The 12466-nt window shown below is 59.4% G+C and carries 12 protein-coding genes and 2 tRNA genes; 8 read left to right on the plus strand and 6 right to left on the minus strand.

Features of this window, described 5'->3' with window-relative positions:
* Nucleotides 1–108 precede the first annotated feature (108 nt).
* Nucleotides 109–182: transfer RNA gene (locus D8780_RS07185), tRNA-Cys, on the plus strand.
* Here D8780_RS07185 and D8780_RS07190 read toward each other — a convergent pair.
* Complete coding sequence (locus D8780_RS07190; protein WP_121644988.1) at nt 183–470, minus strand: hypothetical protein; 288 nt, start codon at nt 468–470, stop codon at nt 183–185.
* A gap of 126 nt (nt 471–596) precedes the next feature.
* Here D8780_RS07190 and D8780_RS07195 point away from each other — a divergent pair.
* The 7 genes from D8780_RS07195 to D8780_RS07225 all read left to right on the plus strand — a co-directional run bounded on the left by D8780_RS07195 (nt 597) and on the right by D8780_RS07225 (nt 8720).
* Nucleotides 597–671 (plus strand) — tRNA-Asn (locus tag D8780_RS07195).
* 198 nt (nt 672–869) lie between these two features.
* Nucleotides 870–1838, plus strand: coding sequence for a sugar-binding transcriptional regulator (locus tag D8780_RS07200; RefSeq protein WP_121644989.1), 969 nt, complete (start codon nt 870–872; stop codon nt 1836–1838).
* A gap of 334 nt (nt 1839–2172) precedes the next feature.
* Nucleotides 2173–3639 (plus strand): mannitol dehydrogenase family protein, encoded by a 1467-nt coding sequence (locus D8780_RS07205; RefSeq protein WP_121644990.1) that lies wholly within the window; start codon nt 2173–2175, stop codon nt 3637–3639.
* 107 nt (nt 3640–3746) lie between these two features.
* Nucleotides 3747–5204, plus strand: a complete 1458-nt coding sequence (locus D8780_RS07210; RefSeq protein ID WP_121644991.1) for a cryptochrome/photolyase family protein — start codon at nt 3747–3749, stop codon at nt 5202–5204.
* Entirely contained in the window at nt 5204–6610 is a 1407-nt protein-coding gene (locus tag D8780_RS07215; protein ID WP_121644992.1) for an NAD(P)/FAD-dependent oxidoreductase, read from the plus strand. The genes D8780_RS07210 and D8780_RS07215 overlap by 1 nt, the downstream gene beginning before the upstream one ends.
* A complete protein-coding gene (locus tag D8780_RS07220) occupies nt 6607–7479 on the plus strand; it encodes a DUF1365 domain-containing protein (protein WP_121644993.1) in 873 nt (290 codons plus the stop codon). The genes D8780_RS07215 and D8780_RS07220 overlap by 4 nt, the downstream gene beginning before the upstream one ends.
* Nucleotides 7476–8720 (plus strand): SAM-dependent methyltransferase, encoded by a 1245-nt coding sequence (locus tag D8780_RS07225; RefSeq protein ID WP_121644994.1) that lies wholly within the window; start codon nt 7476–7478, stop codon nt 8718–8720. Before D8780_RS07220 ends, D8780_RS07225 begins: the two co-directional genes overlap by 4 nt.
* Here D8780_RS07225 and D8780_RS07230 read toward each other — a convergent pair.
* From D8780_RS07230 to D8780_RS07250, 5 genes are read right to left on the minus strand one after another with little or no spacing between them, the layout of a single operon-like run.
* A complete protein-coding gene (locus D8780_RS07230; protein WP_121644995.1) occupies nt 8717–9268 on the minus strand; it encodes a GNAT family N-acetyltransferase in 552 nt (183 codons plus the stop codon). The two genes, D8780_RS07225 and D8780_RS07230, sit on opposite strands and share 4 nt — an antisense overlap.
* A 24-nt stretch (nt 9269–9292) precedes the next feature.
* On the minus strand, nt 9293–10159 hold the full coding sequence (gene sseA / locus D8780_RS07235) for a 3-mercaptopyruvate sulfurtransferase (RefSeq protein ID WP_121644996.1): 867 nt from the start codon (nt 10157–10159) through the stop codon (nt 9293–9295).
* The gene (locus D8780_RS07240; protein ID WP_121644997.1) at nt 10156–10632 is read right to left on the minus strand and encodes a GFA family protein; all 477 of its coding nucleotides are present in this window, start codon (nt 10630–10632) and stop codon (nt 10156–10158) included. Before D8780_RS07240 ends, sseA begins: the two co-directional genes overlap by 4 nt.
* 28 nt (nt 10633–10660) lie before the next feature.
* Nucleotides 10661–11401 (minus strand): alanyl-tRNA editing protein, encoded by a 741-nt coding sequence (locus D8780_RS07245; protein WP_121644998.1) that lies wholly within the window; start codon nt 11399–11401, stop codon nt 10661–10663.
* A 6-nt stretch (nt 11402–11407) separates the two neighbouring features.
* Nucleotides 11408–12439 carry a cysteine synthase A gene (locus tag D8780_RS07250; protein WP_121646429.1) on the minus strand — a complete coding sequence of 344 codons (1032 nt, stop codon included), beginning with the start codon at nt 12437–12439 and terminating at the stop codon, nt 11408–11410.
* Between the last annotated feature and the right edge of the window lie 27 nt (nt 12440–12466).

Consider the following 12466-nt stretch of genomic DNA (forward strand, 5'->3'; position numbering starts at 1 on the left):
ACGGAGCGAAACCAGTGAAGATATGCAAAGCCCGCTGAGGACGGAGATTTTTATCCGGCTAGTTGTTTAGCTTCAAGTCTTTGGCATAGCGTGTTTTTCCACGTAAATGGCCTCGTGGCGGAGTGGTTACGCAGAGGACTGCAAATCCTTGCACCCCGGTTCGATTCCGGGCGAGGCCTCCATCACTCTTCATCAACCGATTTTTTCGTGCTTCGCCGCGCGTTGCGCCAGCGTCCGAACCAGCTGACGAAGCGCCGACGTGTCCGCCGCATCCGTGGATTGTCGATGGAAAGCACCGTCAGGCCGAGCGGTATCATCCAGAAACCCAGAACGGGCAGAAAGCCAAGCGCTCCGCCGGCGACGAGAGCCCAGCCAAGAATGAGGCGACCCGGACGCGAGCGGGGAATCGCCACGGACCGGCCGAAGAGGTCGAATGTGCGCCGACCCTTGCGAGGCTCGTGATCGTCCATCGATTTTTTTCCTTGTTGAACATCGCGAATGGCCGGGAAGCGACAAAAGATCGAGAGATTTTTTAACATGGCGGCTTGGCAAGTCGGAAAGGCCTCTGCTATAGGCCGCTTCGCTTGAGCCGCTGTTCCCCGGTAGCTCAGTGGTAGAGCAACCGGCTGTTAACCGGTTGGTCGCTGGTTCGAATCCGGCCCGGGGAGCCACTTTCTTCCATTCATCGTTCGCCACTTTGATCGACACCGACGCTATATCTGCTGTTCGGTAGCGCTTCTTTATAGGTCGAAGCCCGACGAGCCGCTCCTACAATCCGCCTTCCCTAACGGACCGTCTTCCATTTTGGGTGTTGATGGAATCGGACGGAACGCCAAGAGTGCTGAACTGATCCGTAAAGGTTTGGATTCATGATCAAACGTGACACCAGCATCGACGAAGCGGCGCGGGCCGGCTGGCTCTATTATGTGGCCGGCAAGACCCAGGATCAGATTGCGACTCAACTCGGGGTCTCACGCCAGCGCGCGCAGCGTCTTGTGAGTCGGGCGGTCAGCGAGGGATTGGTCAAGGTCCGGATCGACCATCCCATCGGCGAGTGCATGGAATTGGCAAGACAACTCGCCGCCCGTTACGATCTTAGATATGCCGAGGTCGCACCGACAGATCTGGATGCGCCCAATTCGCTGGTCGGTCTGGCGACACAGGCTGCCGCCGCAATGGAATACTGGCTGCGAAAGCCCGAGCCGCTGACGATCGCCGTAGGCACCGGCCGCTCTCTCAAGGCCATGATCGAACAGCTTTCCCCGATCCAGTGTCCGCAGCACAAGCTCGTTTCGCTCACCGGCAATGTGCGGCCCGATGGTGCGGCCGCCGTCTATAATGTCATTTTCACCCTGAACGACATTCTGAGCGTCAATGCCTACCCCATGCCCCTCCCGGTCATCGCTTCGTCGGCTGAGGAACGGCAAATGCTGCTGGCCCAAAAGACCGTCGCGCATACGATGAAGCTGGCTGCGCAATCGGACGTCGCCTTCGTCGGCGTCGGTGAACTGGACGAGCGTGCTCCCCTCATGGTCGAGGGCATGGTGACAGCCGACGAACTATCTGATCTCCGAGCCCAGGGCATTGTTGGGGAAATGCTCGGCTGGGTTTTCGATCGCGACGGACGACTCGTCGAAAATGCCCTCAATGCGCGCGTTGCAAGCTCGCCGATCCCCGACCGGGAAACATGCCTGGTTATTGGTGTTGCAAATGGCGAGCGCAAATTAGGCGCGATCCGCGCCGCACTGGTCGGGCGGCTTGTCAATGGAATGATGACCGATGAGAGCACGGCCCGTGCGCTTCTCCAGGACGACGTCTCCTCCCCTAACGAGCCCTAAAGTTCCATCGTTTCACCCACACAAATATCGGCAAAATTTCCTGTCGGAACCTTGCAGAGAGCTTTTGCTCATGCGAAATGCAACTGCTCACCGACATCGCCCTTCAATACCGGTGAACCGCAAGCAAGGCTTGCTTGCCGTGCCGCTCAGGCGGCAGCTTGCCACAGATGGCGGGGGCTCATAACACACCGGGCATTTAGTCGTTTGCCCGCAGGGAGGAAAGTTGGATTGCTGATTCTGCTCGCCCCGCCTTCGGGCTGCGTGGTGCCCGCACCCGCGCCGATCAGCGCCCGCCGCGCCACCTGCCAGTGAAATGTCACGCGAGGATCCTTTGATGGCCGTTGCCCTGAAGTCTTCCACCCTTTCCGAGATCGAGAACGCCAAGGTCCCCTCCTACGACCGCACGGCTCTGAAAGCCGGCATCCTTCACATTGGAGTCGGCAATTTTCATCGCGCTCATCAGGTCGCCTATCTCGACCGCCTGTTCGAAAGTGGAGAAGATCACGATTGGGCCATCTGCGGGGCAGGCCTCATGCCCTTCGATACGACGGTTCGCGACACGCTGGCGAAGCAGGATTTTCTCTCCACGATCGTCGCGCAGGAAGCGGGAAGCTCGGCGGCCCGTGTCACCGGTCCGATGATCGAGTTCGTCGAGCCGGGGGATCCGCAGGCCGTTGTCGACCGTCTTGCAGACCCGGCCATCCGCATTGCCTCGCTGACGATCACGGAGGGCGGCTACTTCCTCGATGCGTCGGGCCATTTCAATCCGGACCATCCGGCAATCGTTGCCGATAGCCGAAAACCGGAGAGCCCGGAAACGGTCTTCGGCGTTCTCGTCAAGGCCCTGAAGCAAAGGCGCGACAGTGGCCAGACGCCATTCACGGTGATGAGCTGCGACAACCTCCCGCATAATGGCGTCATCGCCCGCGAAGCGGTCACAGGGCTCGCGCGCCTTTCCAATCCCGAACTGGCCGACTGGATCGATATAAATGTCACCTTCCCCAATGCCATGGTGGACCGCATCACGCCCGCCACGGGAGATCGCGAACGAGAGCTGGTTCGCGAACTGTTCGGTATCGCCGATCAATGGCCGGTTTTCTGCGAAGAGTTCATTCAGTGGGTTCTGGAAGACAAGTTCGTCAATGGCCGTCCTTCGCTCGACAAGGTGGGCGTGCAGTTCGTAACGGACGTCACGCCCTACGAGACGATGAAGATCCGCATTCTGAACGGCGGTCATGCGGTGATCGCCTATCCGAGCGGACTGATGGACATTCACTTCGTCCACGAAGCAATGGAAAACGAGCTTGTCCGTGACTTCCTGACAAAGGTCGAGCAGGAAGAGATCATTCCAACGGTGCCACCTGTCCCAGAGACCGATCTCGACGAGTATCACCAGCTCACCCAGCAACGGTTTGCCAATCCCAAGATCGGCGACACGGTGCGTCGCCTCTGTCTCGACGGGTCGAACAGGCAGCCCAAATTCATTATTCCGTCCATTGCGGACAATCTGAAGAGCGGTCGCGCGCCGAACGGCCTGGCTCTGGAGAGTGCTTTGTGGTGCCGCTATTGCTACGGAGAAACGGAAAGCGGCGCCGTCATCGAAGCGAACGACCCGAACTGGGACCGCCTGAAGAAACAGGCCAGGGCTGCCAAAGACGACCCGATGGAATGGCTCGCTATGGATGACATCTATGGCACCGTCGGAGCCGATCATTCCTTCCGCGAACTGTTCGCCGGCTGGTTGAACATGCTTTGGCGCGTCGGAACCCGAAAGACTCTGGAGACATATCTCGAGCGCTGACCGAGCGGCGCTTTCAGCGCAATTTCACATCTTTCAACGAAGGGTGCATTGAACCCTGCACCGCGCGCGATACAACCATCCGGAGAACCCTCAGACACGGATGGATCGTGCCCTCACCAGACGACAATCGCCCGGCTCTGGTCCTGTTTCGCAACGATCTGCGGCTTGAGGACAACCCTGCCCTGAATGCCGCTCGGCTAAGCGGCTGTCCGCTCGTGTGCGTCTACATTTACGAGACCGAGGGCGACGCGGCGTTTCGACGACCGGGTAGTGCAAGCCGCTGGTGGCTGCACCACTCGCTGGAAAGCCTCTCCTCGTCAATCCGGTCAAAAGGCGGAAGCCTGATTTTGCGCTCTGGTCGGCTTGTCTCCGCCGTTGAAAGCCTCATTGCCGAGACAGGTGCTTGCGAAGTCCACGCATCGCGCCGTTATGATCCGGCCGGGCTGGAGGCGGATACCGAACTGGCCGACGCACTTCGCGACGGCGATATCCCCTTTTATCGGCATGAAGGCTTTCTGCTTCACGAGCCCTCCTCGGTCCGAACGTCGTCGAACCGATTTTACCGTGTTTTTTCACCGTTCGCCCGCAAGGTCATTCCGCTGGTTCAGGATGCGCGGCCAGAAACATGCGATCTGCCTTTCCATTTCGCATCGCCACCCGAGAGCGATAAACTCGGCGATTATGCATTTCTGCCCAGCGAGCCGGACTGGGCTTCAGGTTTCTCGCCGCAATGGCAACCCGGTGAGGAAGGCGCTCAGACAACGCTTCAACACTTCCTGTCAAACGGTTTGAGTGATTATACGGTTGGCCGCGATCATCCCGGCAAATACGGAACATCTCGCCTCTCGGCGCATCTGGCTTTTGGCGAGATCAGCCCTCGCCAGGTCTGGCACGGTGTGGAGACGGCGGCGCCACGTAATCCCGGGCGCGGCGTCACGACCTTTCAGCGCGAATTGATCTTTCGGGAGTTTGCCTGGCATCTGCTGACCAACCTGCCCCAGATGGCCTGGAGCAATATCGACAGCCGGTTCGACCGTTTTCCCTGGCAAGAAGACGCCAACGACCCTTCGCTTATCGACTGGCAAAAGGGCCTTACGGGCTATCCCATCGTCGACGCCGGCATGCGCGAGCTCTGGCAGACAGGCTGGATGCACAACCGTGTCAGGATGATCGTCGCAAGTTTTCTGACCAAACATCTGATGGTGCATTGGAAGCGCGGCGAAGAATGGTTTTACGACACGCTTGTCGATGCCGACCCGGCCAATAATGCTTTCAACTGGCAATGGACAGCAGGATCCGGCGCCGACGCTGCGCCTTTTTTTCGTATTTTCGCGCCCGTGACCCAGGGACGCCGCTTCGATGCCGACGGCAGATATGTCCGGGCGTTCGTGCCAGAGATCGCTGCCCTTCCAGACAAGTTTCTGCATGCCCCATGGGAAGCACCGGATGACGTACTTTCCGCCGCCAATGTGAAACTCGGCGTCGACTATCCTCGTCCTTTGGTAGACCACGCTGCGGCACGCCAGCGAGCGCTCGACGCATTTAAAGGCCTGAAGGACGATTGATGAATTTTGTAGACCCTGCCCTGTCCCGCCAAACGCGTGAAGGCCAAAAGGAAAAGCCCGACATTGCGGTCATAGGCAGCGGTATTTCAGGCGCCTCTTGCGCATGGGCCTTGCGGCATTGTGCCAATGTGACCCTTTTCGAAGCCGAAGACCGTGCAGGTGGCCATACAGCCACACGCGACGTGCAGATTGGCGACCGGAAGATTCCGGTCGACACCGGCTTTATTGTTTTCAATACGCTCACCTACCCCTTGCTGACCACGCTTTTTGATCATCTGCGGGTCAGGACGGAAGAGAGCGAGATGAGCTTTTCGCTCTCGATGGATAACGGCAGTTTCGAATGGGCTGGCTCCGATGACTGGCGGCAGGCAATCGCTCAGAAACGCAACATATTCCGTCCGCGGTTCTGGCAGATGCTCTGGGGCATGAAGCGTTTCAACGAACGCTCCGCAGAAGAACGGGGCTCCGCCTATCTGAAATCGCTCACCCTTGGGGAGTGGCTGGATCATCATAATTTCAGTCAGGCATTCCGCGACGATTACCTGATCCCGATGAGCGCAGCTATCTGGTCGACACCGCGCGAAGCGATGCTCGATTTTCCCGCAGACGCGTTCCTCTCCTTCTTCCACAACCACCGCCTCAACAGCATGGACCGGCCGAAATGGCGAACCGTGAGCGGCGGTGCGCGCAACTATCTCGATCGCCTTCTGGCTCCGGTCGGCCGCGATGGCCGAGTGCTGCTGAATGCGAAGGTGGACGCCGTGCTTCCATCGGAAGCCGGACCGATCGTCCGGACGAGCCGGATCGAGCGGCGGTTCGACCATGTGGTTCTCGCCAGCCATAGCGATCAGTCGCTCGCAATGCTGTCAGCCGATACCAACACGCGGAGGAAGTCGGTTCTCTCCGCCATTGGCTACCGGCCGAACCGTGTGATTTTGCACAGCGACTCATCTTTCATGCCCAAGCGTCGGCGCGCATGGGCAGCGTGGAACTATCACCGCTCCTCAGAGGAAGAGGGCAACGGAGAGGTCTCCGTGACCTATTGGATGAACAGGCTGCAGAATATCGATTCCGAGATTCCGCTGTTCGTCACGCTCAATCCCAGTACCGAGCCCGATCCTGCAACGATTTTCGGCGAATGGCGCTACGATCACCCACAGTTCAATGCAGGTGGAATGGCGGCGCAAGGCATTCTGGAGGCGGTTCAAGGCAAAGACGGCATCTGGCTGGCTGGTGCATGGACCGGTTACGGCTTCCATGAAGATGGCCTCCGTTCGGGCTTGCGTATCGCCGCCGCCCTCGGGGCCGACATCCCATTCCCTGCCGAATTGGAGCCGTTTTATCCCACCGATGCGGACGTCGAAACACCAAAGGACGGCTTGAGGAGAAAAGAGGCGGCCGAGTGAAGCGACGCCTGCCCTCCACGATGACTGCAAACGGTGCGCCGCCAGAAGACGCCGCCGTCCTCTATGCGGGGAAGGTGATGCATCATCGCCTTCATCCTGTCGGCCATCGCTTTTCCTACAAGGTTTATTCCCTGCTGATCGACGTCGACCGCCTGGACGAGGCCAACCGCCTGTCTTTCCTTCTGGGTATTGAAGCTCCCGGTCTTCTCTCCTTTCGTGCGACCGACCATCTGCGAAAAGACCAGACAGACCTGCGCCACCAGGCGGACGCTTGGTTTCGCGAGGCAAAGCCGTCCTCACCCCTACCCCACCGCTGGCTCCTGCTGTGCTATCCGCGCATGTTCGGATGGGTCTTCAATCCGATCAGCGTCTGGTTCGGATTGAGCGAGGACGATACGGTGCAGATGATCGTCTACGATGTCCGCAATACCTTTGGCGGAAGACATGCATATCTCGCGCCAGTGATTGAGAGCGAAATCAGCAATGCGGGGATCCGGCAGAGCAGCGACAAGCGCCTCCACGTCTCGCCCTTCATCGGCCCTGAGATGACCTATGATTTTCGCGTCCTGCCACCGGGAGAGGCGGTCAAGCTGCGTATTCACGAAACCGACAGGGAGGGGCCGCTGTTCGAGGCCGTGTTTGCCGGTCGGCAGCATCCCGTCACTACCCGCTCTCTGCTGGGGTACCTCTTCGCCATCCCCTTCCTGCCGTTCAAGATTTATGCTGCAATCCACTGGGAAGCCTTGAAGCTCTGGATCAAAGGCGTGAAATTTCGTGGCGCCGGTGATCAGGACCGTGACGATCATGACACGATCCAAAGCCGATCTGCTTCTTGCGGCGCGCGACCTGAAGGACACGAGTTTCCATGACCGACACAAGCCTTCAAGAGATTCACATTCGTCCTGGCATGGAATTGCCAAAGGCTCTGAAGGACATTCCCCTTACTGCTCGCAAGGCATTGGCCAGCCTCTCCTCGATCCGCGCCGGGTCGTTGCGAGCGACCCTGCCGGACGGCCGCCTCATCGTTATAGAGGCCAACAAGGCTGGCCCTGCCGGCCAATTGCATCTCTACAATTGGCGCCTACCACGCCGTGCTTTTATGGATGGAACGGTTGGCGTTGCCGAGAGCTGGTTTGACGGCGATTGGGACAGCCCCGACATCGTCACCTTTCTGGAGCTTTTCCTCGCGAATACCGAAACCTTGAACGAGGTTGCGAGCACCGGCAGCAGGCTCTCGCACATGGTGCAGAAGGTCCGGCACTGGCTGAACAGCAATTCGCGAAGGGGTGCCCGTCGCAATATCTCGGCTCACTACGACCTAGGCAACGATTTCTATCGTCTCTGGCTCGACCCTACCATGACGTATTCATCGGCCCTTTGGCAGGCTGGCACCGAGACGCTGGAAGAGGCGCAGAAAGCGAAATACGAGGCGTTGCTGGATGCCATGAATGTGAGCGCCGGCGAACACATTCTGGAAATCGGCTGCGGCTGGGGGGGCTTTGCAGAAAGCGCGGCCCGGAGGGGATGCCATGTCACGGGGCTGACCATCAGCCAGCAGCAACATGATTTTGCCGAGCAGCGCCTTGCGGATGCCGGGTTTGCTGACAGGAGCGAGATCATTTTTCGCGATTACCGGGACGAAACGGGCCTTTACGACCATGTTGCTTCCATCGAAATGTTCGAGGCGGTGGGCGAGCGTTGGTGGTCTACCTACTTCGAAACGCTCAGGCGAACGCTCAAGCCTGGGGGCACGGCAGGGCTCCAGATCATCACGATTCACGAGAGCGCATTCGAGGATTATCGCCGCTACCCCGATTTCATACAGCGTTACGTCTTTCCAGGCGGCATGCTGCCGACGCCCACCCATCTGCGAGCGCTGGCAAGCGAGGTGGGCCTCTCCATCGAATATGAAAATCCATTTCCTCAGGATTATGCCCGCACGCTTGCCCTCTGGCGTGAGCGGTTCGAAGAGGCATGGCCGAAGGTCCGGGCTCTGGGATTCGACGAGCGCTTTCGAAAGGTCTGGCTGTTTTATCTCTATTATTGCGAAGCCGGTTTCCGGCAGGAGCATATCGACGTTCGGCAGATCATCCTGCGCAAGCCCGCTTAGGAAAGCCCACCGAGTTTCTGAAACCGTTCAGGCTCGCTCAATGGCCGTATCGTGCCCTGCGAGCGCTCGGTGACTTCAAATCCGAAACGCTGATAGAGCCGTAATGCAGCGGGGTGATCGAGCGACGTCGTACCGATCGTGACGCGCTCCGTCCCTTCATTCCATGCTGCCGACAAGGCCGCGTGAAAGAACCAGCGCGACAGTTTGCGCCCCTGAGCATGCGCCATAAGGCCGAAGTGGACGATATGCGCAACGCCGTCACGCTTCCGGTCGATCTCGAAAAGCCCGGCTGGTGCGCCATCAAGATAGAGCACCGCGATATCCGTCGTGGATGCATCGAGGATGGACCGCAACGTATCGTCCGGAAGACGCATCCGCTGCACCCAGTGATGATTGCGGCCGATCTGGTCGAGGAGGAACCGATAGAATGCAAGTGGCACGTTGGATACGCGCATCAGGGCCATCTGCCCCGCCAGAGGCGCCGGCGGCATCGGGCCGGGTGGCTCCGTTCTTTGAAGCCAGGTGAAAACCGCTTTCAGTTCACTCATTTGTGCTGACAGTCACGGCTCCGCTCAACCACCGGCTCGCGCCGGTCCGGTCTCCACATCCGTTTCCGGTCGAGAGCCCCACTCCGACCAGGAGCCGTCATAGAGTCGAACATTCTCATACCCGGCTTGCTCCAGCGCCAGAAGCAGAGCCGCCGCTGTCACGCCGGACCCGCAACTGGTGATGACAGGCCGGTCCTTTTGAACACCTGCGTCTTCAAAGAGCGATGCGAGAGCCGCTTCGTCCTTGAGGGCCCCGTCTTTCGACAGACTTGTTGTCGGGACATTGCGCGAACCGGGGATGTGACCGGACTTCATGCCTTCGCGTGGTTCAGGCTCCTCTCCGGTGAAGCGGCCGGCAGGGCGAGCGTCGACGATCACGGCATCGCCCGAGCCGGCAACAGCTTTCATCTCATCGAGCGAGACAACGGCATTTTCATCGAAATCGGTTTCGAACAGGCAGGGTGCGACCTTCGTCGGCTCCTTGGTAACTGGGCGCCCCTCGGCTTTCCAGCCATCCGCGCCGCCACTCAGAACCGCAACATTTTTGGCTCCCATTGTGCGGAGCATCCACCAGACCCGCGGCGCCGTGAAGAATCCTGGCCCGTCATACACGACGATCCGGTCATGCACGGCGACGCCCATGGAACCGACATGCTGCGCGAAATGTCGTGGCGAAGGCAAAGTGTGAGGCAGATCGGAGCCAGGCTCGACGACCAGATCCTGATCGAAGAAGACCGCGCCGGGAATGTGACCGGCCTCATACTCTTCTTCCGCATCCCGGCCCTGCGCCGGCAGATACCAGGAGGCATCCAGGATCGACAGCCCCGGCTCATGCAGGTGCTCTTCAAGCCATTCGGCGGAAACCATCGGCTGCGGCAATTCGTCGGTCATGAAGGCGCCTTCCATTCGTGTCGCGTGTGCCATTCGGCGAGCGATTCATCGGGATATTCATCAAAGTGCTTATCGCCTGGCCCATCATGCACCTCGGCCCAATTGGCCTTGGAATCGAGCATGAGGGAGGTGATCGCCGGCGGCTCCGGCAGATCATTGTCGATGGCGGAGGCAAAGGGATGAATGAGGTCCGGCCAGGTGGGATCGAAAAGCCAAAGCCCCGATCCGCAGCGGCTACAGAAATGCCGTTCGCCGGAACTCGTTCCATGCTCCATCTCGGCATGATAGACGGTGACATTCTCCCGGCCCTCGACCTGCATCGTATCGGCATCAGCGCCCAGATTGATCGCATAGCCGCCACCGCCCTGTTGCTTTCGGCAAATGGAGCAATAGCAGCGCTGATACGGAACGGGAGCTGAGGACTCGCAGGTGAAGCGAACCGCCCCGCAATGGCAGGAACCTTCGAGTTTCATATTGCCCCTTCTTTCCTTCACCGATCGGTCAGGAAGAATCTAGGGCACCGAAGCGAATTCGGAAACGCCGGTTTTCACGCCCTTTCTTTTCGATCTTGCCAATGTGGACCGGTCCGACTTCGCCCGTCTCGGTAACATGGGTGCCGCCGCAGGGCTGGCTGTCGACATTCGCGTCATCCCCGATGCATACGAGACGGATCGACCCTGTTCCGCGCGGCGGTCGGACATTCTTGCTTTTGACAAGGCCGGGATTGGCTTCCAGCTCGCTCTCCTGGATCGTACGCGTGAAAATCGGATGATTTTCGCTAACAAGACGCATGATTTGGCTGGTGATTTCCGCCTTGTCCGGGGCATCGGCCATGTCGAAATCGACACGGCTCTCCTCCTCACCCACCGAAGCGCCGGTGATCGGAAAAGGGCAAACGACAGAGAGCAGATGGCAAGCCGTATGCATCCGCATCAGCTTATGCCGACGCTCCCAATCGATGTGAAGGATAAGCTTTTCGCCGGGTTCCGGTAGCACGCCTCCCCCGGTCAGGTGGCGGATGACGGATTTGGACGGATCACCATAGACCGTGCCGGTGACAGCTATCTGAGTGCCGTCGGCACGTTCCAGAAAGCCGGTATCGCCCGGCTGCCCGCCAGAGGTCGCGTAAAAGTTTGTCCGGTCGAGAAGGATCGCGCCATCGCCGTCTACGGCGACGACGTTTGCTTCCACCGTCGATAGATAGGCATCGGCCGCAAAGAGCTGCTCGGTCGGATCAGCCATCGGACGTCACGCGTCTTCGAAGGGGATGTCGATCTGCGGCGTCGTTTCCATCCAGCCGGGGACCGGCAGTCCCTTCCCTTCGAGAAAATCAGGGTTGAAGAGCTTGCTCTGATAGCGTGTGCCGTAATCGCAGAGGATGGTCACGATGGTGTGGCCGGGTCCCAGATCCTTGGCAAGGCGGATTGCGCCGGCAATGTTGATCCCGGAGGAGCCGCCCAGGCATAGGCCTTCCTCCTGCACCAGATCGAAGATGATCGGCAGCGCTTCCTCGTCGGGAATACGATAGGCAAAGTCCGGTGTGAAGCCTTCGAGATTGGCGGTGATGCGCCCTTGGCCGATCCCTTCGGTGATCGACGTACCTTCGCTCTTCAATTCGCCATCGGTGTAATAGCTGTAGAGAGCAGCACCGCCCGGATCGGCAAGCGCCGATTTGATCTGCGGGTTGTGCTCCTTCAATCCCATCGCCGTGCCTGCCAGCGTGCCGCCGGTGCCCACAGCCGCGACGAACCCGTCGACCTTTCCGTCAGTCTGGCGCCATATCTCCTGCGCGGTGGTCCGAATGTGTCCATCGCGATTGGCCACATTGTCGAACTGGTTCGCCCAGATCGCGCCCTTGTTGGATTCGCGGGCGAGCTTTTCAGCCAACCGGCCCGAAACCTTCACGTAATTGTTCGGGTTCTTGTAGGGAACAGCGGGAACCTCGAGCAATTCGGCTCCCAGAAGGCGGAGCGCATCCTTCTTCTCCTGGCTCTGCGTTTCCGGAATCACGATGACGGTCCGGTAGCCGAGCGCCTTGGCCACGACGGTGAGGCCGATACCCGTATTGCCGGCCGTCCCCTCGACGATGACTCCGCCAGGCTGCAACAACCCCTTTTCCTCCGCATCGCGGATAATGAAGAGGCCGGCCCGGTCCTTCACGGACTGACCGGGATTGAGAAATTCCGCCTTGCCGAGAATTTCGCAGCCGGTCAGCTCCGATGCCTTGTGGAGGCGAATGAGCGGCGTTTCGCCGATGCAATCGAGAACTGAGCGAGCCATTTGTTTTTCCATCGTTTCGAGTTTCTG

It is taken from the genome of Notoacmeibacter ruber (assembly GCF_003668555.1).
Taxonomy (GTDB): domain Bacteria; phylum Pseudomonadota; class Alphaproteobacteria; order Rhizobiales; family Rhizobiaceae; genus Notoacmeibacter; species Notoacmeibacter ruber.